Origin of the sequence: Schaalia naturae, assembly GCF_042665795.1 — a bacterium.
GTDB classification, from domain to species: domain Bacteria; phylum Actinomycetota; class Actinomycetes; order Actinomycetales; family Actinomycetaceae; genus Pauljensenia; species Pauljensenia naturae.
Genome location: NZ_JBHTEF010000001.1, coordinates 1,840,130 through 1,862,192 on the forward strand (window position 1 = coordinate 1,840,130; position 22,063 = coordinate 1,862,192).

Here is a 22,063-nt window from a genome sequence, read left to right on the forward strand (position 1 = left end):
GGTCCAGGCCCGAGAGGGCCTCGAGCACGTCCGGCGCGACGGCCAGGACGATGTCGAGCCCCTCCGCCCCGACGTAGCTGGCCCGCCAGGCGCGCGCTCCCTCGACGGGGCGGTCCGCGAGCCCCGCGGGCCGGGCCGTCAGCGGCGTCCGGGAGGGCAGGAGGACCGCCAGCTGGGAGGCGGCGGAATCGGTCGTGGTCGTCATGAGTTCTCCTTGACGGTGACGATGAGTGCGGCCAGGCGCGGCCCCTCCGAACCGGGCGCCGCGTGGGCGAGCAGCTTGTCGCCGACCACGACCTCCAGCGGCTCCGACGCGGCCTGCTGGAGCGCGATGAGGTCGCCCGCCCGCAGGGCGGTGAGCTCGCGGGCGTGGACGCGCTTGGGCCGGAAGCGGACGGAGACCTCCACCGGGATCTCCTGCGCGGTCCGGTCCAGGGCCTCGCGCTGGCTCCTGAGCTCCTCGTCCTCCTCGGGCTCCTCGGCGGCCTGGTTCTCGCGCAGCGCCGCGGTGACGCCCTCGGCGGGCAGCATGACGGAGGCCGCGCACTCGCGCCCGTCGACGTCGATGGTGAAGCGGGCGACCAGCACGGGTGCCGATGCGGCTGCCGCCTGCACCATCTGCGGCGCGTACTGGATGGACTTGATCGTCGCGTCCAGGGCGAGGAGGGTCGAGAAGGAGTAGCCGAGATCCTTGAGCGCCCGGCCCATCAGCAGCCCGACGAGCTCGCCCTCGATGTCGGTGAGCTCGCGGTCGTCCACCGCGCCGGGCGTCCCGCGCCCGCCGAGCATCCGGTCGATCCATTCCAGGGCGGAGCCCAGGGGGAACTCGACCAGCGCGGTGCGCCGACCGCCCTCGATGCCGCAGACGAGCAGCGTGGTCACCTGCGGGAGCGAGGAGATGTACTCGTCGTAGGACCGCATCTCCAGCGTCTCGAAGCGGACCTGGACGGTGGTGCGCAGGCTCGCCACCATCTGCGTCGCCCAGTGCCTGGAGAAGGTCTCGAACGCCATCTCCAGGACGCGGGAGTACTCGCGTGGCAGCGTCATCGGCTGCCGGAAGTCATAGGGAACCGGCGGCCGCCGACCCTGCGCGTGCTGCGTCGAAGGGAGCGTCACCCTCTCCCTATCGGCCGGGCGGGCGCGGCGTTGAGGATTCCGCGCGGAAACGCTCGCCGGCGTCCGCCGGCGAGCCATGACCCGCCGTCAGGCGGCCCGCTCACCTCCCCTCACTGCGTGACGAAGTCCGTGAAGTACACCTCCATGACGTCGCCGCCGTAGGCCTCGGACAGCTGCCGGACGAGCTCCCCTCGGAGCTGCTCGCGCTGGTCCCCGTCCGCCAGGTCCTCCGCCTTGCGCCCCGAGTAGAGGGCGATCACGGTGTCCTGGGCGCGCGCGGTGTCGACGCCGTCGCCCGCCTCGGCCGTCATCTGCATCGAGAACCCGACGCGGAGGTAGTGGCCGTCGGCCAGGTTGACGCTGACCGGTTCGACGGCGACCACCGCGCCCTCGGCGGGGGCGCCCGGATCCCCGGACTGGGCGGCCTGGTCCCCGCGCGCCAGGAGGAAGACGGCTGCGGCCAGCGCCAGCGCGACGACGACCAGCACCCCCGCCAGGACGGGCACGATCCTCACGCCGCGTCCGCCGCCCCGCGTCTCCTGGGGGGGCGGGGGCTGCGCCTGGACGGACGCGCGCGGGATCCGCGCTCCCGCGGACCCGACGATTCTGCGATCAGGCATTCGTCACTCCTCTCCCGCCGACGCCAGGATCTTCGCGATCTCCTCGCGCACGGCGGCGCTCGCCTTCGTCTCCACGACGATGTCCACCCGCCTGTTGGCGGCCACCGGATCCGCCTTCGGGTCCGCCACGGGGTGGGCGTCGCCGAAGGCCGCGGCGCTGATCCGCGCCGGGTCGACGCCGTCGGCCTCGACCATCCGGCGCAGCACCTTGACGGAGCGGTCCGCGGAGAGCTCCCAGTTCGTGGGATAGGGCTGGGTGTCCTGGTATGTGTTCGCGTACCCCTCGATGACGAGGTCGTTGTCGAGCCCGGCCAGCCGCCTGGCCACCACGTCGACGACCTGCTGCGTCGTCTCGGACAGTTCGGCGCTGCGCGCCTCGAAGAAGACGTCCTGGGTGACCAGCCCGATGACCAGCCCGTGCTCGGTCATCGTGAAGGACACGGCGTCGGCCAGGCCGGAGGCGGCCAGGTCGCTCTGGAGGGCCGAGCGGAGCCGGCCCATCTCGTCGACCTCGTCCTGGGCCTCCGCGCGCGTCTCCTCCTCCGTCTTCTTCTGCGCGTTCTCCTGCGCCTTGTCGGCGTCCTCGACGCCCGTGATGCCCGGGGAGCTGTCCAGGCCCTCGCCCTCGGAGGGCGCCTGGTCGGTGAGGACCCCGTCCCCGCCGGTCACCACCGTGACCTTGGAGGCCTCCGAGCCCAGGGCCGCGCCCAGGGAGTCGGCCAGCGTCTGCAGGCGGTCCTGGTCGACCTGGCTGATGGCGAACAGGACGATGAACAGGCACATCATGACGGTGACCATGTCCATGTAGCTGACGGTCCAACGTTCGGTGACGTCCGGCTCCTCCTCGGCGCCCTTCGCCCGTCGTCTCGCGGACCCGCTCCTCATGCCGCCTGCTCCTCGGCGCGGGCGCCGCCGCCCGGGAGCATGGAGTGCAGTCTCTCGCCGACCATGCGGGGGTTGGCCCCGGCCTGCAGGGCGAGGACCCCCTCCATCGTCAGCTCCATCTGGTCGCACGCGATCGAGGAGAGCCGGCGCATCCGGCTGGCCAGCGGCAGCCAGATCATGTTCGCGCTGAGGACGCCCCACAGGGTGGCGACGAAGGCGCTGGCGATCATCGGCCCCAGGGAGGCCACGTCGGTGAGGTTCTCCAGGACATGGACCAGGGACACGACCGTCCCGATGATCCCGATGGTCGGGGCGTACCCGCCCAACGCCTGGAAGAAGCCGGCGGCGCAGCGGCCCGTCTCGCGCGCGGAGGCGATCTCGTTGTCGAGCAGCTCCCGCAGGTCCTCCGCATCCGTCCCGTCGATCGCCGCCCCCAGGCCGCGGCGGAGGAACGGGTCCTCGATCTCCCGCATTGCGTCCTCGAGCGCCAGGAGCCCTTCCTTGCGGGCCCTCTCGGCCAGGGAGACGAGGACCGCGATGATGGGCTCCGGGGAGGGGACCCGGCCCATGAGGGCGCGGGGCACGTTGGAGACGGCCAGCTTGACGTCGTTGAAGGTGGATCCCGCGATGCCCGCTCCGATGGTCCCGGCGAACACGATGATCATCGGGCCGGGCAGGAAGATCGCGGAGACCCCCGTGCCCTCCACGAGCATCAGCGCCATGACGGCGCCGAGCGCGAGGACGGTACCGAGAATGCCGGAAGGATCCATCTTCATCGTCAGGCGTCTCCAAGGCTCGAGTCCGACACGGACACCAATCGGAGGGCGTCCTGTCCACGGCCTCGGGGGCAGGGTTCGGGTGCGGGGAGGTCCAGGGCGCGCGAGATCACGCGCGCCCGGAAATCGCAGATGAGGTCGACCGTCTCCTCGATCGTCTCCGACACGATGTGCCGACTCCCGTCGACCATCACGAGGATGGTGTCGGGCGTGCACTCGATGCGCTCGATGAGCTCGGAGTTGACGGCCATCTTCTGTCCAGACAGCCTGGTGACGATGATCACGGTGAGTCCATTCCTGTCTCGGGGTCCATCCGTGGACCCTGCACCGTTCACATCGGCCGGAGAGGCTCTCGCTTGAGGAAGTCCGGGGGCGGACCGCCCGCCGGGGGCCCGGCCCCGGAACGCCGCGGCCCCCGGGGCCGGGAGCGCCCCGGGGTCGCGCGCGCTCACCTCACGAGGTTGACCAGTTCCTCCAGGACCTGGTCGGAGGTGGTGACGACGCGGGAGTTCGCCTGGAATCCCCGCTGGGCGATGATCATGTTCGTGAACTCCTGGGAGAGGTCGACGTTCGACCCCTCCAGCGCGCGGCCCGTCAGGGAGCCGCGGCTGCCGGTGTCCGCCACGCCGATCTGGGCGGCGCCGGAGTTCGCGGAGGCCCTCATCATCGAGGATCCCGCGTCCTCCAGGCCGCCGGCGTTGCCGAAGGAGGCCAGGGCCAGCTGGCCGACCGCCTGCTCCTCCCCATTCGAGAAGACGCCCACCAGGCTGCCGTCGGAGTGGAGCGAGAACGACGTCAGCCGGCCCGCGGCCATGCCGTTCTGGCTGGAGATCTCCGCTGTGGACAGCTTCGCGAAGCCGGTGAGCTGGCTCAGGTCCACTGTGATGGCGCCCGCGGTCAGGGTCTGCGGGCCGGTGAGCGCCCCCGTGTCCGCGTCGAAGGCGAGGTCCTCGGCGGGCAGGCCGTTGGCGCTCACCGTCCAGCCGGTGTTGGCCCCGGAGGCGTCGAGAGTGGGAGTGAAGGTGAGGGTGAGGGTCGAGGCCTTGCCCACCGCGTCGTAGACGTCGATGGTCCGCACGAGCGTCTCGGTCCCATCGGAGGGGACGTTGCCGCTGACGACGGCGCTGGTGGTCTGGCTGGCGGGCCGTGTCGCCGACAGGGGGAGCGACAGCCCGCCGATCGCCCCGTTCGTGTCGACCCGCCCGTTGACGGCGGTCCACCCCTGGACGATGGCCCCGGTCGAGGTGACCAGGTTGCCGTTGCCGTCCAGGCCGAAGGCGCCGTTGCGCGTGTAGAGCTGCTCGCCGCCCGACCGCACGATGAAGTAGCCGTCGCCGTCGATCATCATGTCCAGGTCCCGGGAGGTGACCTGCGTCGCCCCCTGGGACAGATCGGTGCTGACGGCGGCGACGCGGGTGCCCAGGCCGACCTGTGACGGGTTCGTGCCCCCGTTGCCGTTCCCCCCGGCCGAGGGGTCCTGGAGCATCTCGGAGAGCGTGGACTCGAAGATGGCGCGTGAGGCCTTGAATCCGATGGTGTTGACATTGGCGATGTTGTTGCCGGTGACGTCCAGCATGGTCTGGTGGGCGCGCAGTCCGGAGACCGCGGTGGTCAGTGAGCGCAGCATGTGGGTTCCTTCGTGGTGGCGGTGGCGGGCGTCCGGCCCGCGGGGATGGTGTGCGTGGGGCGAGAGGGTCAGTCGGTTCCCTCGGCGGGCGTGGGGGTGGGCGTCGTCGGGGACGACGAGGCGGGGGTGACGGTCGCGACGTCGCCCAGCCCCACCTTCGTGCCGTCGATGACGAGCATCGGCGCCGTGCCGGAGAAGTCCACCGAGGAGACGACCCCGGTGGCCCTGGACCCGTTCTGGGCGAGGTACTCGACGGTGGTGCCGACCAGGTCCAGCGCGACGCCCTGGACCTGCAGCGAGAAGGACTGCCCCGCGAGGGTGGTCAGCTCCTGGAGCTGCTCCATGGAGGACAGCTGGGTGGACTGCTGCATCAGCTCGCTCGTCGTCATGGGCTCGGTCGGGTCCTGGTACTGCAGCGAGGTCACGAGCAGTTGGAGGAAGTCGTCCTTGTCCAACCCGGAGGCGGAGGTCGACGCCGCGGAAGCGGCCTGGGCGGCCGAGTAGTCGGCCGGTAGGCCGGTGACGGTGGTGGTCATGGTGCTCCTTTCGGGAGGGTCAGGCGATGAGGTCGAGGGCGCCGGACCCCGTGCGGGGAGGCGCGGCTGGGGGGTGGAGGGCCTGCCGCCGGCGGGCGGGAGGGTCCCCGCGCCCGCGCTCCGCCGGCTCCGGGCCGGGTTCGGGGGTCTGCCCGCTGCCGGCGCCGGACGCGTCGGCGGTGTCGGCGCCCAGGTCCAGCCGGGCCTGGATGCCGGTGTCGGCGAGCTCGCGGCGCAGGTCCCCCAGGCTCGCACGCAGCGCCTCCCGCGAGGCGGGCGTGAGGCCCGCCAGCTCGATCCGGGAGCCGTCCGCCCCCAGGTGGGCCGTGATGCGGATCGGGCCGAGGTCCTCGGGATGGACCCGCAGGGTGAGCACGTGGACGCCCTCGCCGGCGTCCCTCAGGTGGGACACGGCGGTGGCGACCTGTTGCGGGAGCGCGGGGGGCGTGCGGGCCGGCTCGGGAGCGGCAGGCGGCCGGGGCGCGGAGGCGGAGGACGCCGCGGGCGGCGCCGACGCGGAGGGGACGGGCGGGACCGCGGTGGGGGCGTCGGCCGGGGTCTGCGCTTGGGGGGCCGCCGGTGAGCCGGAGGGGGCGCGCCCATCCGTCCGCGCCTGCGGATCCGACGCGCCCGCCGCCGGGGAGGCGGAGGAGGCCGGGTCCGTTCGGGCATCGGCTTGGTGGGCGGCGGGCGCCTCGGCGGGCGGGGCCGGGGATCCCTTCGGATCCGCTGCGGCCGGGGCGGTCTCCGGCGCCCCGTCCGCCGCGCCCGCTCCCGGGGCCGGGCCGACGGCGGGCGGGACAGCGTCGGCGCCGGCGGTCCCGGCCACTGCGTCGGGGGCAGGCCCGGAGACGGCCGGGAGACCGGAGCCGCCGACCGGGGCGACCGGCGATCCGGCGGCGGCCTGCGGCGCGGAGCCGCCCGCCTCCACCCCCGACCCTGGGCCCGGGGCCGCGGAGGGCGAGGGCGTTCCCTGCTGAGGAGGGGCGGAGGCTCCCCCGCCCGGCGCGACGGAGGCGCCCGACGTGGCGGCCGCGGCGAGGGCCGCCGGAGCGGCGGCTGTCGCGCCGGCGGGAGGCGCGTCCGCCGCCGAGCCGAATGCCCCGGGGTTCCAGCCCGCGATGGCGAGCGCGCCGGCCCGCGCCGCCACGTCCGCCGCGGGAGCGGCGTCCGCCTCCGATGGCCCCGTCGGGGCCTCCCCGGCGGCCTCGTCCGCCGACGCCGGGGTGACGTCGCGCGTCCCGGTGCCGGCGGGTCGCGCCGTCGCCGTCTGGTCGATCATCTGCTGCAGCGCGTCCCCGAAGGCGGGGCCGCCCTCGTCCCGGGAGGCGCGGGAGGCGGCCGCCGGTCCCTGCCCCCGCCCGGCGGCCGGTGCGCTCGCCAGCGCCGTCATCGCGCTCGTCATGCCGCCCCCAGCGCCAGCAGGGCGAAGTCCCCGGCGCGCGTCCCCGTCAGCGAGGATCCCAGGGCGCTCGCCGTGGACTGGGAGGACTGCGCCGAGAGGACGCGCTCCAGCAGTCCCGCCATGGCCGAGGACGTGGACGCCTGGGCGGCCGCCGTCTCCTGCTCGGACGGGAGCACGCGACGGATCGCGGTGGGCATCTCGTAGACGTCCTGGATGCGCACCGAGCTGCCCGGGGAGGGCGCGTGGATCATCTGCCCGCCGCCGATGTAGATGCCGATGTGCGAGCCCCCGTCGAAGACCAGAAGGTCCCCGGGCCGGGCCTCGTCGAGGGAGGCGACCGCCGTGCCCATCGCCGCCTGGTCGGCAGCCACCCGCGGCGCGCTCACGCCGAGGTCCGCCAGGGCCCGCTGGACCAGGCCCGAGCAGTCCAGGCCGTCCGTCGCGGTGCCGCCCCACACGTAGGGCACGCCGAGGTACGCCTCGGCGGCGGACACCAGGTCCTCGCCGGTGGCTCCCGCGGCGTCGGCGCCCGACAGGCCCAGCGCCGCCGCCAGCTGGGGGTCGAGCGCGTCCTCGAAGGAGGCGCTCCCGGCGGCCTGGCTCGACGACGCGGAGCGGGCCGAGGACACGGCCGTCGTGGCGCCCAGGGAGTCGAGGGTGGCCTGGATCTCGGCGGTGCGCGCCATCACGGCGCTGATTCCCGTCATGCGGGCTCTCCTTCCTCACGCAGCGTGGCGGAGCGGATGGCGATCTCGTCCAGGCTCGCCTGCTCGCGACGGGCCTCCTCGTGCCGCTCGCGGCGCATGTGCTCCTCGGCCAGCTTGCCCAGGCTCGTCGCGCGCATCCGCGCCTCGCTCCACTGCCCTTTGGCCTCGGCGTGCTCCTTCTCGCGCTGCGCGCGGGCCGTCCGGGCGTCGCCCAGGGAGCTGGTCGCCGCGACCCGGCACAGGGTGGCGAGGCGCCACTCCTGCGCTCCAGCGCTCCCGTCCAGATCTTGGTCGGACAGGGCCCGCTGAGCGGCGGCGACGCGCTCCTCCGCCTCCTGCCGCTCGATCGTGCGGGCCGCCAGCTCCACGGCCGCTCGGTCCTCCTCGAACTTGCGGACCCGCAGCAGCCCGCCCAGCCTGAACGTGGTCATGGCAGCACCCCCAGGTCCTCCACGAGCCGCGACAGCGCCTCCCACGACGAGGGCGCCCGCGACACCTCGCCGATCGGCTGGCGCAGGAAGGCGTCGATCTGCTCGCCGTGGGCGACGGACGCGTCCACCAGGGCGTTCGACCCGGGGACGTAGGCCCCGACATCCAAGAGGTCCTGCGCCTGGCGCCGGGCCGCCAGGACCGAGCGCAGGGCCGTCGCCAGCGCGCGCTGGCGCGGCGTCGTCACCCGAGAGGCCACGCGCGACACCGAGGCGACCGCGTCGACGCTCGGATAGTGGCCGCGGATCGCCAGGTCCCGGTCGAGCACGACATGCCCGTCCAGCACGGAGCGCGCCGAGTCGGCGATCGGCTCGTTGTGGTCGTCGCCCTCCACGAGGACCGTGTAGACGCCGGTCACCGATCCGCGCTCGGCCGTCCCGGCGCGCTCCAGCAGCTGGGCCATCAGCCCGAAGGTCGAGGGCGGGTATCCGCGCGTCGCGGGCGGCTCGCCCACGGACAGGCCGATCTCGCGCTGGGCCATGGCCACACGGGTCAGCGAATCCATCATGAGGACGACGTCCGCGCCCCCGTCGCGGAAGAACTCCGCGATCCGCGTGGCCGTCTCCGCGGCGCGCAGGCGCAGCAGGGGCGGCTCGTCGGAGGTGGCCACCACCACGACGCTGCGGGCCAGGCCCTCGGACCCCAGATCGTCCTCGAGGAAGTCGCGGACCTCGCGTCCCCGCTCGCCGACGAGGGCGATGACGGACAGCTCGGCGTCGCACCCGCGGCACACCATCGACAGCAGCGAGGACTTGCCCACTCCCGACCCGGCGAACAGGCCGATGCGCTGGCCGCGACCGATGGTGGTCAGCGTGTCAAGGACGCGCACGCCCGTGTCCAGTGGCTGCGTGATGCGCTGACGGTCCAGCGCGGCCGGCGCCCCCATCGTCACGGGGACGCGCTGCGTGCTCCCCAGGGGGCCCAGGCCGTCGATGGGGACGCCGTCGGCGCCCACGACCCGTCCCAGCAGGCCCGGGCCGACGTCGATCATCATCGGCCCGCCCGTGGACCGCACCTGCGCTCCGGCGCGCAGGCCCTCCATGGAGGCCAGCGGCATGCAGCGCGCGCGGCGCCCGTCCAGCGCCACGACCTCGGCGGGCACGGACCCCCCGCCGTCCTCCACCCGGACGAGGTCGCCGATGGCGACGTCCAGGCCGACGGCCTCCAGCGTCAGCCCCTTCATCGCCCTCACACGGCCGAACCTCACCGGGGCCGCGCAGGCGCAGGCGCCGCGCAGCCGCTCCGTGCCCGTCAGGACACTCATCGGGGCACCCCCAGCGCCTCCCGGGCCCGCACCATCGCCTGCCCGAGCCGCGCGTCCAGCACGCCGTGCTCGAACTCGCCCACCGCGTCTCCCGGCGACAGGTCGGGGTCGGGGACCAGGTCGACGCCGACGGGGAGCACGAGGTCCGCCTCCGCGTCCGAGGCCGCTCCGCGCAGCAGATCCAGGTCCGAGGGGCACAGGTGGATGCGCACGAGCTCTCGCGAGGGGTCGCGGGCCAGCGCCCGGCGCAGCGCGGTCCGTGCGGCCCGCGCGCCGTCGCGGAGCTCCTCGCCCAGCGCCGCCTCCGCCAGCTCGGCGCTGGCGGCGACGATCTCCTCGGCGGCCTCCTCCAGCACCGGGGCCACCCGGGCGCGGGCGGCCTGGGCCGCCGCGTCCAGGACGCCCAGGGCCATCTCGAGCCTCCCGGCGGCCTGGGCGCGCGCCTCGGCGGCCAGGCGGGCCTCCTCCGCGCGCTGGCGGGCCGCCTGCTCGGCCGCGGCCCGCGAGGCCGCCGACCATCCCGCGGCGTACCCCGCCGCGTATCCGCGCGCGGAGGCGTCGCTCTGCTGGCCGGCGGCGCCGGCCAGCGCCGGCGCCCAGGCGCGCTCACTCGACATACTCGTCCTCCCCCTCCCGGTGGATGACGATCTGCCCGCTCTCCTCCAGGGTGCGGATCACCGTGACGATCGTGCCGCGGGCCTCCTGCACCTGCGACATGCGCACCGGTCCTTCGGCCTGCTCCTCCTCGTGGAGGTCCTCGCGGCGGCGTTCGGACAGGTTCGACTCGATCTTGCGGCGCACCTCGGGGGAGGATCCCTTGAGCGCCGTCGCCAGGACGCGGTTGTCCACGGAGCGCATGACGAGCTGCACCGCCAGGTCCTCCAGCAGGAGGATGTCGTCGAAGGTGAACAGCTGGCTGCGCACGACCTCCGCCAGCTCCGTGTCGCGCTCCTCCAGTTCCTCGAGGACCTGCTTCTCCGTGCCCGGGTCGGACCTGTTGAGGATCTCGACCAGGGGCTGGATCCCGCCGACCGAGGCGTACTCGCCGCTGGTCAGCATCATCGTCGCCCGGCGCTGGAGGTTCTCGGCCACGAGCGAGACGACCTCCGGGGAGGACTGGTCCATCGTGGCGATGCGCAGCGCGACATCCGCGCGCAGGCCGGGCGCCAGGTTCTTCATGATCGCCGACGCCCGGTCCGCCCGCAGGTGCGCGAGGACGAGGGCCACGGTCTGCGGGTGCTCCCCGGAGATCAGGGACTGCACCTGCGCGCCGTCGGCCTTCTGCAGGAAGTCGAAGGGCTGGCCCGCCAGGAGGACAGAGAGGCGGTCCATGAACTCCTCGGCCTTGTCCGCGCCCAGGGACTCCTCCAGGAGCCGCCGGGCCACCTCCAGCCCTCCCACCCCGACGGGGGCCGAACCCCCGAAGGCGCGGTCGTGGAACTCGCGCATGACCTCCGCGCTGAGCTCCGGCCGCACGCCCTCCATCCGCACGATCTCGGCCGTGACCTCCTCCACCTGGGACTCCGGCATCTCCGCGAGGACCCGGGCGGCGCGCTCGTGCCCGAGCTGCAGCAGCAGCACGGCGGCTTTCTGGACGTTCGTCAGCCCGCCGCTCATTTGTGGACCGCCAGCCACTCGCCGAGCGTGGACGCCACCGCGGCCGGGTCCTTCTCGGCCAGCTCGGCGATGTCCGTGCGCATCTGCTCCTCCGGGTCCCGCTGCTGGGGCGTGAGCACGCTCGTGCGCACCAGATCCGACTCGTCCCCGTCCGCCTCCTCGGGCGGGAGAGCGGGCCCCGGGGCCAGATCCTCCTCCAGGGGGTACTCCTGCTCGTCCAGTTCCTCGCGGCGGCGCCGCCGGCGGCGCACGCGCAGCGCGAGCGCCACCCCCAGGAGGACGAGGACGGCGATCGCCCCGGCGATCTCCGCGATGAGGACACGGTCGCGGCGCGCCGCCTCCTCCGCGGCCTGCTGCTGGACGAGGGCGTCGTCGGCCTGCTGCGCGGCCGAGGCGTCGAAGTCGGCCTTCACCACGGACAGGGTGTCCCCGCGGTCCTCGTCGATGCCGGCGGCGGCGGCCACCATCTCGTTGAGGGTCGCGTCCGACAGGCCCGCGGCGGCCGCCCGGTCCACGACGACGGACACGGACTGGCGCCTCACGCCGCCGGGGGACACGGTGGTCTGCTCGGTCACCTTGTTCACCGAGTTGTTGACCGTCTCCTCCTCGGAGGAGTAGTTGCCCGCCCCGCTCTGGCTGTCGGGGACCGCGATGTTGTCCGTGCCCAGGACGCCGCCCGCGTTGCCCCCGGTCCCCGTGTAGGACTCGGTGCTCTTCGAAGACGACAGAGGCGGCACATCGTCCGCCGCGCTGTAGGTCTCGCTCGTGCGCTCCGTGGAGTCCGTGTTGACGTCGGTGGACACCGTCACGGTGGACCGGCCCGAGCCGAGGACCTGGTCGAGCATGGCCTGCACCTTGGAGGCGATCGCGGTGTCGCGGTCCGAGGCGGCCCCCGTCGCGTCCGAGGCGGTCAGGGTGAGGTCGCGGCCTTGGTCGTCCACGACGCTGACGTCGGAGGGGTCGAGGTCCGGCACGGAGGAGGAGACGAGGTTCGTCACCGCCCGCACCGATTCCCCGCTGAAGGTGGCGCCGGGCTTGAGCTCGAGGAACACCGAGGCCGTCGTGTCGGCCTTCTCCTCGGTGTACACGGACTCCTCGGGGACGGCCAGGTGGACGGTGGCCGAGGAGACGCCGTCGATGGAGGAGATCGTGGACGCCAGCTCCCCCTCGACGGCTCGCTGGTAGGTGACCTCCTGCTGGAACTCCGAGGCCCCCACGCCCATCTGGTCGAGCAGGGCGTAGCCGTCGGAGTCGCTGGGGATGCCGTTGGCGGCCAGTTCGAGGCGCACGTTGTCCACCTGGTCGGAGGGGACCAGCACCGTCGTCCCGCCGGCGGCGAGCTGGTACTCGATGCCGTCCGAGTCGAGCTGGGCGACCACCGCCGCGGCGTCCGTGTCCGACAGGTCGGTGTAGACGGCGCTCATCGTGGGCTTGGTCAGCCAGCCGGCCAGCGCGACGATGCCTGCAGCCAGAGCGACGAGGGCGATGAGCGCGAAGGTCCGCTGGGGCACGGTGAACGCGTCCCAGAAGCCCTTGAGCCGCTGGACCAGGGATCGGACTGCCGTCGGCATCTCAGGCCTGCATCCTCATGATCTCGTTGAACGACTCCACGGCCTTGTCGCGCAGCGTCGCCGTCAGCTCGAGCGCCACCTGCGCCTGCGTGGCGGCGATCGTGTAATCGTGGGCGTCGTCGAGCTGGCCGGTGACCGCCTGGACGGCCAGATCGTCGGCGGTGCTCTGCTGGGCGGCCAGGCCGTCCGCCACCTGGCCGAGGATCGCGGCGAAGTCCCCCTGCACGGGCGAGCTTCCCGCCGACCGGGTGCTGGAGGCGGCCGAGGCCCGGGAAGCCTGGCTGACGGCGTCGAGGGCGCCCACGGCCGCCGTTCCGGGTCCGCTCACGCCTGCGACGGCCGCCACCGTCTCGAGCGCCATCAGGCCTGCCCGATCTGGAGGGCCGCCCTGTAGGACTCCGTCGCCCGGTCCACGACCGCGGCGTTCGCCTGGTAGGAGCGCTGGGCGGCGATGAGCTGCGTCATCTGGGAGGCCATGTCCACCGAGGGGTAGCGCACGTATCCGTCCTCATCGGCCAGGGGATGGTCCGGCTCGTAGACCAGCCGGCCCTCGGCGGAGCCGAGCTCGATGCCCTGGACCTCGACGCCGCCCTGGCCGGAGCTCAGGGGGCGCGCGACGACGAAACGCTCCTGGAACGCCGCCTCGTCCGTGGAGGTCGCGTTGTTGACGTTGGCGATGTTGTCGCTGATCGCGTCCATCCATTTGCGGGTGACCGTCATGCCGGTCTCCGCGATGCCGATCGCGCCGAAGATCGTCATGGTCACCGCCCCATCGCCGTGCGGATGCTGGTGAAGGTGTGCCCCATGGCCTGCGTGGCCAGCTGGTAGCGGAGGTTCGTGTCGATGTTGAGCAGCGTCTCCTCGTCGAGGTTGACGTTGTTGCCGTCGGTGCGCGCCGGCTCCAGCGACCGGGCCACCGTGATGGGCGCCTCCCCCGATCCCCGCGCGTAGCTGGACGCCAGGGCGTCCTCGAACTTCACCCGGCTCGCGGTGAACCCGGGGACCGCGATGTTGGCGATGTTATCGGCGATGACGCGCTGACGGGCCGAGAGGCCGTCAAGGGCCGTTGTCACGGCCTGAAAGGCCGCAGAATCGAACACCGAGGGAGCCCTCTCTTCTCGACACCGGCCGATCCATGGCCCTCAACCCGAGCAATCCGTGCTCGTCGTATGCAATCGGCCGCCGCAGCGATCTTGTGAGAGTTCTCCCCGGCGGGATTCTCCCTCACCCGGTGGTGTCGATGTAGACCGGACCCGCCGGGCCTCTCTCGTCCAGCTCCCGGACGGCCTGGAGGTGGTGGGCGTTGGACGCCTGGGCCTGCTCCAACCGGTCGATGAGGGCTCGCTGGCGCTCCTGGAGGGCGCGGGCCCGCGCCGCGAGCTCCGGGGGCATCGACCCCGCCTCTGCGGGCTCGGACCAGGTGAGGACCGGCAGGTCCCCGTCTGCGCCGTCGAGCTGCGTCTCCAGCCGCTCCGTCTGGCGCTCCAGGTCGTCGAGGACCCCCGCCCAGCGGGCGACGCGCGCGCGGTGCGCTTCCATGACGGTTACGCCACCCCGAGGTCGCCCGCGCGCGCGGCGGAGGGGGGCTGCTCCCCGCCCGGGCGCGGGGCGGCGGCCTCCAGGGCCGCTTCGTGCCAGGTGTCGCGCAGGGGCTGGGCCACCTCCCGGCAGGCGCGCACCAGGTCGGGGTTCCCCGAGACGTTCGCGCGAACGAGCGTCACCGCCAGATAGTCATAGAGCGAGGCGAGCCCCGCCGCCCCGTCCCAGGCGGACACATCCAGGCTGAAGCGCAGTTCGTCGACGATGCGCTGGGCGTGGGTCAGCGCCTCGCCCGCCTCCTCGCGCGCCTCCCGCCCCAGGGCGGCCTGGGCGCGCTCGATGTCGACGACCAGACGGTCGTAGAGCAGCACGACCATGCGTTCGGGGGTGGCGGTGGCCAGCGACTCCTCGCGCATCCGCGCCAGGGACCGCGCCATGTTCATCGGTTCTCCCCCTCAGGACTTCGAGCCGGAGTAGTTCGTCATGAGGCCGGCCAGTTGCGTGTCGAGCCAGCTGGAGGTCGTCTTCAGCGTCGCCAGCGTGGTCTCCATCGCGTTGAACTTCGTCAGGAGCGAGGCCTTGCGGTCCGCGATGCGGGTGTCCCATTCTGAGATCCGCGCCTCGAGGTCGGCCGACAGGGTCTGCTGGCCGGAGATCTTCGCGGTGATGAGCCCGGAGATGGGGTCGGAGTAGGTGGTCCCCACCTGGGCGACGCGCGCGGACAGGGCCGTCGCGAAGGCCTGCGTCCCCTCGGGGTCGGCGGCCAGCGAGGCCGCCAGGACGGACTCGTCGATCGTGATCGCGCCATCGCGGTCAACGGAGATCCCCAGCGCGGTGGCCGGCGAGCGGCCGTCGACGGGGCGGGTGAAGGCCTCGATGAGGTCCTGGGAGAGGGCACGGACCGCGGAGTCCCCGGCGTAGACGCCGCCGGAGACCACTGTGTTCCCGTCGTCGTCGGTGGAGGTGGTCGTGGCCGTGCCCGCGCTGACCGCAGAGAGCACGTCGGTCACCTTCGCGACCAGGTCGGTGACCAGCGCCGACTGGGCATCGGTGTCGGTGCCGACTGTGATCGTCACGGGGTCCGCGCTGACGGCGGAGACCGTGATGTCGGTGCCGGCGAGCAGGTCCGCGAAGGTGTTCGTCGCGCTGGTCACGCGCCGCTCGGCGCCGGTGCCGGCCCACAGGACCACCTCGGCGTCCCGGGCCGTCGTGATCGCGGAGGAGGCGGAGGCGATCTCCGTGTCCCCGGCGCGCGCGCTGAAAGCGCCTGCCGCGCCGGTCGCCCCGGTGAGCTGGAGGACGAACTCTGCGTCGTCGCCGCTGCCGCCGACCCGTACCAGGGCGGCCGAGATGCCGGTGCCGGCGGCGTTGATCGCCTCGGCGGCGCTCGCGGGGGTGTCGCCGTCGATATCCACCGTCGTGACGGTGCCGTCGGCGGCGGAGAAGGTCAGCGAGGTCTGTCCGGCGAGCGCCGCGGTGTCCACCAGGCTGACCTGGCCGCGTGCGAGCGCGGCCGTGGTGAGGGACAGGGACGAGGACGTCGCGCCGGCTCGCGCGGTCACGGTGACCGCGGACGAGGACGACTTCGCGGTGTAGGCCTGCCAGGAGCTGGCCTTGGCGCTCGCGGTGGCGGCATCCGCCAGCGAGGCGAGTTTCGTGTTGAGCGACTGCAGGGAGGTGACCAGCTTCGAGACGGAGGAGGATCGGGTCGCCAGCTGCGTCCTCTCCCCGGACTCGGCCTCGACCAGCTGGTTGATGAGACTGGTCGTGTCGAGGCCGCTGATGAGCCCGTCGATGCCGATGGCCATGGTTGTCCCTTCTGGGTTCCGTCGCGTTGATGGCCCGCCGCGAGCCGGCCGGGCCCCACCTGCTGGAGCGGAGCGGGTGGGGCCCGCCGGTCCGGGTCAGACGCCGGGCGTCACTGGAGCAGCTGCAGCACCGTCTGCGGGATCGAGTTCGCCTGGGCGAGCATCGCGGTGCCCGCCTGGGAGAGGATCTGGGCGTTGGTGAAGCTCACCATCTCGGAGGCCATGTCCGTGTCGCGGATGCGGGACTCGGAGGCGGAGAGGTTCTCCATGGTGACGTTCACGGAGTTGATCGTGTGGTCGAAGCGGTTCTGGTAGGCGCCCAGGTTCGCGCGGGCCGTCGAGATCTTGCCGATCTGCGCGTCGAGGGCCTTGATCGTCGCCTGGGCCGCCGTGTTGTCGGTCACCGAGAAGCCGCCGGTCGCCGTCACCGCGACGGACGCGCCCGCCGAGTCGGAGACGCTGTCCAGCGCGGTCGCGGTGCTCGCCAGGGTGATGTTCCCATCCCCGTCGACCGCGGCCGTGATGTCCGTTGTCGCGCCGAAGACGCCCTGGATGGCCGTGTTGATGTCCTCCGCGGAGGCGCCTGCGGTGAAGGTGACCTCCTCGCCGTTCACCGTGAAGGACGTGGATGTTGCCGTCCCCACCGTTCCGGTCGAGTAGGCGGTCGGTGTGAGCGCCGCCGCGACATCGGAGACGTTCGCGCTGGACAGGTCCACCGTGATCGTCGAGGACTCCTCGCCGGCGGCGCCGACCTGGAAGACCAGCTTGCCGTCGCCGGCGCCTCCCGCGGTGCCGTCCAAGAGCTTGGTGCCGTTGAAGTTCGTCGACTCCGCGATCCGGCCGAGCTCGGAGATCAGGCTGTTCGCCTCGGTCTGGATATTGGAGCGGGCGTCGGCGCTGTTCGAGTCGTTGCCGCCCTGGACCGCCAGGTCGCGCAGACGCTGGAGGATGGAGTGGACCTCGGTGAGCGCGCCCTCAGCGGTCTGGACGACGGAGATGCCATCCTGTGCGTTGCGCGCGGCCACCTTGAGGCCGCCCACCTGGGAGCGCAGGCCCTCCGAGATGGCCAGGCCCGCCGCGTCGTCGGCCGCGCGGTTGATCCGCACGCCCGAGGACAGGCGCTCGAGCGAGGTGCTCAGCTTGTTCTGGGTCGTCGACAGGTTGCGGTAGGCGTTGAGCGCCGTGATGTTCTGATTGATGGTGAGAGCCATGAGTGCTTCCTCCTGAAGGGACATGCGCCGCCCATCCGTGGGCAGCCACTCTGCAGATCGGCACGCGCGCTCCCGAGTTGAGGCAACTGCGAGATCCTCCGTCCGGCCCGCGGGGACGCCCTCGTCCCCCGGCCGAGCCGCGGGAGCCCGGTCAGGCCGTTTCCGGGGACCGGCCCGTCTGGCGCCCCACCGCCAGGGCGGCCCGATCCGCCACCGCGGAGAGATAGGCGATCCGGCGCCTCTCGGCGATGCCGGGGCGCTCCTCGGCGGAGGCGATCGGCGCGTCCGACTCGAGGACGGCGTCCATGGCCCCCCGGAGGATCTCCAGCGCCTGCGAGCGCAGCTGGGAGACCCGCGACTGGCTGACGCCCAGCTTGCGAGCGAGGTCGGAGGGCGTCGTGTCGTGGGCGAAGAGCTCGACGACGACGGTGCGCAGGCGATCGGGCAGCTCGTCCACCGCGATGCGCAGCACGCGCAGACGCTCGCGCAGCAGCACGTCGTCCTCCGGAAGGATGCCCTCGTCCTCCACCCATTCGGCCGTCAGCGGGTCCGCGTCCAGGCTGACGAGGCGCGTCTGGGCGGCGGCCTTGATGTCGCGGACGCTGGCGACGTCCATCCCGGTGGCCTGGGCGATCTCCTCGTCATCGGGCGTGCGCCCCAGCTGGGCGGCCAGCTGGTCGCTCAGCTCGTCGATGCGGCGCGCCTTCTGCCGCCCCCCTCGCGACATCCAGTCCATCGAGCGCAGCTCGTCGACGATCGCGCCGCGGATCCGGATGGCCGCGTAGCGCGCGAAGGGCACGCCGAGCGTCGGATCGAACGCGCGGGCGGCCTGGACCAGCGCCACCGACCCCGCCGACGCCAGATCCTCACGCCGGACGTGGGAGGGGACGCGGGCGATCATCTGGCTCACCTGGTAGCCGACCACCGCCAGGTTCTCGACCACCAGCCGATCGCGGGCCTGCGGATCCAGTGATTCCGGACACGTCATGGACGGGCCTCCCCGACTCCGTGGCCCATGTGTGGGACCCGCTCGCGCACCACGTTCTCCAAAGACTCGACATCCCGCGTGATGAACCGCAGAAGCGAACCGAGGATTTTTCTCCCCCGCCGTTGCCGGCATGGGGTGGGACCGAATCCTCGCAGCCTCAGCCAAGACATGACATTACATCCGACCCCATTATTCGCGAAACCGGCGAAACCCTCCCAACCCAGCCTCCCACCTGCGATGGACGCGGATCTGGACAACCGTGTCCACCCGTTTTCCACGCTATTCCGAGTCCATTCGAATATGTTTTCGAATTCGTCTCGCCTACCGATATCCGCCGGTTCACCGATATGCCACGCCAATGCGCCGACCAGCCGCCTTGGAATCGATACGTCCACTTTGTCAACCTCCGTTCGACGAATCCAGGCGGACGCCGCATCGAGGTCTGACAGAGTGGCGACGTGGCGGCGGTCACCGTACGCTGATCGGCAGCATCTCCTCCACAAACCGCCGGCCCGGCCGATAGGGAGGGATGAGACCCACCCCAGCCGACCGGACGGTGCCACACAGGCTCCGAGAGAGTTTCGCGCATGACCCTTCAGACCTTGTCCACCTTCCTCTGGCACGAGCGCGACCTGCTCGACCAGCTGCTCTATCGTCTCCAGGTGGAGCGGCTGGTGCTGGACGCCGGGCTCGCCGACCGCCTCCCGATGGCCACACGCGACGTCGAGGACTCCCTCGCCCGGATGCGCACGGCCGAGCTCGGGCGCGCCACGGCCGTGGACGACGTCATCCGGGACCTCGGGCTGGCGCCGGAGGCCACTCTGGCCCAGATCGCCGATCGGGCCGACAGCCCCTGGCAGGACCTCCTGCGTGAGCACCGCGAGGCGCTCGTCGCCCTCGCCGCCGCGGTCCGCGACGCCGCCCACGACAACCAGGAGGTCCTCGCGGCCGCCCACCACGCGGCGCAGGAGACCCTGATGTCGCTGCAGGAGTCCCTGGGGACCTATGACGAGCACGGAGCCTCCCAGACACCGCCGTCCGCCGCGCAGATCGTCGACACGTCCATCTAGGGGATGCCATGAGTTCGTTCTCCACCCTCAACACGGCGTTGACCGCGTTGAACGCCCAGCGCCAGGCCATCGCCATCACCGGCCAGAACCTGGCCAACGTCAACACCGACGGCTACACGCGCCAGCGGGTGTCGATGTCCGCCATCCCCAGCTCCTCGCCCGCGACGCTGGCGCACGGGGCCTCGATCGCCTCGGGCGGCGTGGTCGCCACCTCGATCGAGCGCCTCGGCGACACCTTCCTGGAGATGCGCCTACGCCAGACCACCTCCTCCGCCAGCGCCCTGTCCGAGGTCGGCTCCGCGTGGTCCGTGCTAGAAAAGGGCTTGAACGAGCCCGCAGACGGGCTGTCCAAGACCCTGGGGGCCTTCTTCGACGCCTGGCAGGACCTGTCCAACAGTCCGGACAGCACCCCCGTGCGCTCGGTGCTCCTCGAGCAGGCGGGCACATTGACCAGCTCCCTCGCCGAGGCCTACGGCACCGTCGAGGCGCAGTGGGAGACGGCGCGGGCGAAGGCCGACACGACCGCCACCGCCGTCAACACGGCGGCCGCCCAGGTCGCGGACCTCAATCGCCAGATCACCGCCATCACCGTCTCGGGAGGGTCCGCCAACGAGCTCATCGACGCCCGCGCGACCCTGCTGACCCAGCTGTCCGGCCTGGTGGGGGCCGAGGCCAAGGACCGCGCCGACGGCACCGTCGACGTGATGATCGGCGGCAACGCCCTCGTGCGCGGCTCCGCCTCCTCCGAGGTCGAGGTCCGCGGCACCACGGACTTCTCCGACATCTCCGGCCTGTCCGATCCCTCGGCGGCCGCCGACCCCGTGCGGCTCGTGTGGTCGGCGGATCCCGCCCGGGCCGTCGAGGTCCCGGGAGGAGCCCTCGGCGGCATCCTCGAGGTCGTCTCCGCCGACGGGCCGCTGGCCTCCCTGGCCCAGACCTACAACGCCCTTGCCGAGGACCTGGCCTCCACAGCGGCGGGCAGCATCAACGCCCTGCACTCCTCCGCGTACACGACCTCCGGCGCCCAGGGCGGCGCCTTCTTCACCCTCGACGGCGCGGAGCCGGACGCGCCGGCCGTCAAGCGACTCGCCCTGGCGGTCGCCTCCACCGATGGCATCGCGGCGGCAGCCGACGACGGCGGCGGTTCCGGCAGCAAGGACGGCAGCGTCGCCGACGCGATCTCCCAGATCACGACGTCCACGGATCTGTGGTCGGCAGCGGTCGCGACCATCGGCGTCCAGTCCGCCCGCGCGCAGTCCCTGGCCAACACCTCGGAGACCTCGCGCGCCTCCGCCCAGGAGCAGCTGCTGGCCGGGACCTCCGTCGACGAGTCCGAGGAGACGACGAACCTCATCGCCTACCAGCGCGCCTTCCAGGCGGCGGCGCGACTCACCACGGTCGTCGACGACCTGCTCGACACCCTCATCAACCGCATGGCTCTGTAAGGAAGCAGCCGCTCATGATCTCACGTGTGACCCGTTCGTCGATGCAGTTCACGGCGCTGCGCCACCTCCAGGCCAAGGACGCCACGCTCGCGGCGCTGTTGGAACGCCAGTCCTCCGGGAAGACCATCACCGTGCCCTCAGACGACCCCGCCGGCACCGTGGACGCCCTCCGCCTGCGCTCCGAACAGCGGGCGAACACCCAGTACACCCGCAACACCAACGACGCCATCGGCTGGCTGTCGACCCTCGACTCGACGCTGCTGTCGACGTCCTCGCAGATCATCTCCGTGCGCGACCTCATCGTCCAGGCCGGCAACGGCGCGCTCTCGGAGACCCAGAGGATCTCCATCGCCTCCCAGCTGGAGGCCTCCTCCGGAACGCTCCTGGGGATGGCGAACACGACCTACATGGGCCGCAACATCTTCGCCGGCACGAGCGCCGCCGAGTCCGCCTTCACCGACAATGGCGACGGCACGTACACCTGGAACGGCGCGGCGGGCTCCGCCGTCGAGCGCCGCCTCGGCGACGACACCACGGTCCAAGTGGACTCCGACGGAGGAGGCGTCTTCGGGAACGGCGCGACCTCCCTGTTCGCCGTCATCGACTCCTTCGCGACTGCCCTGCGCAGCGGCGACGCCCTCGACGTGTCCGCCGCCCTCAACACGATCGACGGCTTCCACTCCGCGGTCCTCAGCGAGTCGGCGTCGGTGGGCACCCGCTACAACCAGGCCAAGGCCGCCCAGTCCGCCCAGGAGTCCCTCACGGTGACGCTCAAGCAGGAGCTGTCCTCCGTCGAGGACGCCGACCTGGCCGAGACCGTCATCCAGGTCTCCATGCAACAGGTCGCCTACCAGGCCGCGCTGTCCGCCACCGCCCAGGTCCTCCAGCCGAGCCTCCTGGACTTCCTCTCGTGAGCGGCGCCCCCGACGAGCCCCGTGGCGCGGAGGATCGCGACGGCGCCGATCTCCGCTTCGTCGAGCCGCTCCCCGGGCTCGGCGGGCACACCCGTTTCCGGCTGACGCCCATCCCGGGCGTCCCCGGGCTCCATGCGCTGCGCGCCGTCACGGACGACGGGGACGGCCCTCGCCTCTTCGTGGCCGACGCGCCCGCGCTGCGCCTGGGGTACGAGCCCGACCTGCCGGCCTTCGCCTGCGAGCTGCTCGGGGGCGGCGACGCCTCCTCCCTCAGGGTCCTCGTGGTGCTCCACCCCGCCGACGAGGACGGCCCGCTGACCGCCAACCTCTTCGCCCCCATCGTGGTCGACCCCGCGACGGGCGCCGCCCTGCAGGTCCTCCTGGAGGGCAGTCCCTGGCCCCTGCGCCTCCCCCTCATCGACGAGGGCGGGGCCTCCTGACGGGTGCCCGGGGCAGGCCGCGCCCCGGGCACCCG

General features: G+C 72.7%; 26 protein-coding genes. 4 read left to right on the plus strand and 22 right to left on the minus strand.

Going from position 1 to position 22,063, the window contains the following annotated elements; translation table 11 throughout:
- Positions 1 to 201 precede the first annotated feature (201 nt).
- From ACFQWG_RS08215 to ACFQWG_RS08320, 22 genes are all read right to left on the minus strand, one after another.
- On the minus strand, positions 202 to 1,194 hold the full coding sequence (locus ACFQWG_RS08215) for a flagellar motor switch protein FliM (protein WP_380974206.1): 993 nt from the start codon (positions 1,192 to 1,194) through the stop codon (positions 202 to 204).
- 32 nt (positions 1,195 to 1,226) lie between these two features.
- Positions 1,227 to 1,736, minus strand: coding sequence for a flagellar basal body-associated FliL family protein (locus tag ACFQWG_RS08220; RefSeq protein WP_380974209.1), 510 nt, complete (start codon positions 1,734 to 1,736; stop codon positions 1,227 to 1,229).
- A 3-nt stretch (positions 1,737 to 1,739) separates the two neighbouring features.
- Positions 1,740 to 2,621, minus strand: coding sequence for a flagellar motor protein MotB (locus tag ACFQWG_RS08225; protein ID WP_380974212.1), 882 nt, complete (start codon positions 2,619 to 2,621; stop codon positions 1,740 to 1,742).
- Positions 2,618 to 3,397: a motility protein A gene (locus tag ACFQWG_RS08230; protein WP_380974215.1), complete on the minus strand. Its 780-nt coding sequence runs from the start codon at positions 3,395 to 3,397 to the stop codon at positions 2,618 to 2,620. Before ACFQWG_RS08230 ends, ACFQWG_RS08225 begins: the two co-directional genes overlap by 4 nt.
- Positions 3,398 to 3,399: 2 nt before the next feature.
- Complete coding sequence (locus ACFQWG_RS08235) at positions 3,400 to 3,681, minus strand: flagellar FlbD family protein (protein ID WP_380974218.1); 282 nt, start codon at positions 3,679 to 3,681, stop codon at positions 3,400 to 3,402.
- Positions 3,682 to 3,845: 164 nt separating this feature from the next.
- Positions 3,846 to 5,024 (minus strand): flagellar hook protein FlgE, encoded by a 1,179-nt coding sequence (locus tag ACFQWG_RS08240; protein ID WP_380974221.1) that lies wholly within the window; start codon positions 5,022 to 5,024, stop codon positions 3,846 to 3,848.
- A 68-nt stretch (positions 5,025 to 5,092) separates the two neighbouring features.
- Positions 5,093 to 5,560: a flagellar hook capping FlgD N-terminal domain-containing protein gene (locus ACFQWG_RS08245; RefSeq protein ID WP_380974224.1), complete on the minus strand. Its 468-nt coding sequence runs from the start codon at positions 5,558 to 5,560 to the stop codon at positions 5,093 to 5,095.
- Between the two features lie 19 nt (positions 5,561 to 5,579).
- The gene (locus ACFQWG_RS08250) at positions 5,580 to 6,965 is read right to left on the minus strand and encodes a flagellar hook-length control protein FliK (protein WP_380974227.1); all 1,386 of its coding nucleotides are present in this window, start codon (positions 6,963 to 6,965) and stop codon (positions 5,580 to 5,582) included.
- On the minus strand, positions 6,962 to 7,672 hold the full coding sequence (locus tag ACFQWG_RS08255) for a C40 family peptidase (protein ID WP_380974230.1): 711 nt from the start codon (positions 7,670 to 7,672) through the stop codon (positions 6,962 to 6,964). Before ACFQWG_RS08255 ends, ACFQWG_RS08250 begins: the two co-directional genes overlap by 4 nt.
- Positions 7,669 to 8,103 (minus strand): flagellar FliJ family protein, encoded by a 435-nt coding sequence (locus ACFQWG_RS08260; protein ID WP_380974233.1) that lies wholly within the window; start codon positions 8,101 to 8,103, stop codon positions 7,669 to 7,671. Before ACFQWG_RS08260 ends, ACFQWG_RS08255 begins: the two co-directional genes overlap by 4 nt.
- On the minus strand, positions 8,100 to 9,425 hold the full coding sequence (locus ACFQWG_RS08265; RefSeq protein ID WP_380974236.1) for a FliI/YscN family ATPase: 1,326 nt from the start codon (positions 9,423 to 9,425) through the stop codon (positions 8,100 to 8,102). Before ACFQWG_RS08265 ends, ACFQWG_RS08260 begins: the two co-directional genes overlap by 4 nt.
- Positions 9,422 to 10,042 (minus strand): FliH/SctL family protein, encoded by a 621-nt coding sequence (locus ACFQWG_RS08270; RefSeq protein ID WP_380974239.1) that lies wholly within the window; start codon positions 10,040 to 10,042, stop codon positions 9,422 to 9,424. Before ACFQWG_RS08270 ends, ACFQWG_RS08265 begins: the two co-directional genes overlap by 4 nt.
- Entirely contained in the window at positions 10,032 to 11,042 is a 1,011-nt protein-coding gene (gene fliG / locus ACFQWG_RS08275) for a flagellar motor switch protein FliG (protein ID WP_380974241.1), read from the minus strand. Before fliG ends, ACFQWG_RS08270 begins: the two co-directional genes overlap by 11 nt.
- Positions 11,039 to 12,613, minus strand: a complete 1,575-nt coding sequence (gene fliF / locus ACFQWG_RS08280) for a flagellar basal-body MS-ring/collar protein FliF (protein WP_380974244.1) — start codon at positions 12,611 to 12,613, stop codon at positions 11,039 to 11,041. Before fliF ends, fliG begins: the two co-directional genes overlap by 4 nt.
- 1 nt (position 12,614) lies before the next feature.
- Complete coding sequence (locus ACFQWG_RS08285; protein WP_380974247.1) at positions 12,615 to 12,974, minus strand: flagellar hook-basal body complex protein FliE; 360 nt, start codon at positions 12,972 to 12,974, stop codon at positions 12,615 to 12,617.
- Positions 12,974 to 13,372 (minus strand): flagellar basal body rod protein FlgC, encoded by a 399-nt coding sequence (locus tag ACFQWG_RS08290; protein ID WP_380974250.1) that lies wholly within the window; start codon positions 13,370 to 13,372, stop codon positions 12,974 to 12,976. The genes ACFQWG_RS08285 and ACFQWG_RS08290 overlap by 1 nt, the downstream gene beginning before the upstream one ends.
- 2 nt (positions 13,373 to 13,374) lie before the next feature.
- Positions 13,375 to 13,686, minus strand: coding sequence for a flagellar basal body rod protein FlgB (locus ACFQWG_RS08295; protein ID WP_380974253.1), 312 nt, complete (start codon positions 13,684 to 13,686; stop codon positions 13,375 to 13,377).
- A 151-nt stretch (positions 13,687 to 13,837) separates the two neighbouring features.
- On the minus strand, positions 13,838 to 14,152 hold the full coding sequence (locus tag ACFQWG_RS08300; RefSeq protein WP_380974255.1) for a hypothetical protein: 315 nt from the start codon (positions 14,150 to 14,152) through the stop codon (positions 13,838 to 13,840).
- A 5-nt stretch (positions 14,153 to 14,157) separates the two neighbouring features.
- Positions 14,158 to 14,595 (minus strand): flagellar export chaperone FliS, encoded by a 438-nt coding sequence (fliS, locus tag ACFQWG_RS08305; protein WP_380974258.1) that lies wholly within the window; start codon positions 14,593 to 14,595, stop codon positions 14,158 to 14,160.
- A gap of 12 nt (positions 14,596 to 14,607) precedes the next feature.
- The gene (gene fliD / locus ACFQWG_RS08310) at positions 14,608 to 15,960 is read right to left on the minus strand and encodes a flagellar filament capping protein FliD (protein ID WP_380974261.1); all 1,353 of its coding nucleotides are present in this window, start codon (positions 15,958 to 15,960) and stop codon (positions 14,608 to 14,610) included.
- Positions 15,961 to 16,070: 110 nt separating this feature from the next.
- Positions 16,071 to 17,171 carry a flagellin N-terminal helical domain-containing protein gene (locus ACFQWG_RS08315; protein ID WP_380974263.1) on the minus strand — a complete coding sequence of 367 codons (1,101 nt, stop codon included), beginning with the start codon at positions 17,169 to 17,171 and terminating at the stop codon, positions 16,071 to 16,073.
- Positions 17,172 to 17,322: 151 nt separating this feature from the next.
- Entirely contained in the window at positions 17,323 to 18,159 is an 837-nt protein-coding gene (locus ACFQWG_RS08320) for a sigma-70 family RNA polymerase sigma factor (protein ID WP_380974266.1), read from the minus strand.
- Positions 18,160 to 18,746: 587 nt separating this feature from the next.
- On the opposite strand from ACFQWG_RS08320, the gene flgN reads away from it, so the two are divergent.
- From flgN to fliW, 4 genes are read left to right on the plus strand one after another with little or no spacing between them, the layout of a single operon-like run.
- Positions 18,747 to 19,229, plus strand: coding sequence for a flagellar export chaperone FlgN (flgN, locus tag ACFQWG_RS08325; protein WP_291496511.1), 483 nt, complete (start codon positions 18,747 to 18,749; stop codon positions 19,227 to 19,229).
- Positions 19,230 to 19,237: 8 nt separating this feature from the next.
- The gene (gene flgK, locus ACFQWG_RS08330) at positions 19,238 to 20,674 is read left to right on the plus strand and encodes a flagellar hook-associated protein FlgK (RefSeq protein WP_380974269.1); all 1,437 of its coding nucleotides are present in this window, start codon (positions 19,238 to 19,240) and stop codon (positions 20,672 to 20,674) included.
- Positions 20,675 to 20,688: 14 nt separating this feature from the next.
- Positions 20,689 to 21,588, plus strand: coding sequence for a flagellar hook-associated protein FlgL (gene flgL / locus ACFQWG_RS08335; protein WP_380974272.1), 900 nt, complete (start codon positions 20,689 to 20,691; stop codon positions 21,586 to 21,588).
- Positions 21,585 to 22,028, plus strand: a complete 444-nt coding sequence (fliW, locus tag ACFQWG_RS08340) for a flagellar assembly protein FliW (protein WP_380974275.1) — start codon at positions 21,585 to 21,587, stop codon at positions 22,026 to 22,028. The genes flgL and fliW overlap by 4 nt, the downstream gene beginning before the upstream one ends.
- Positions 22,029 to 22,063 lie beyond the last annotated feature (35 nt).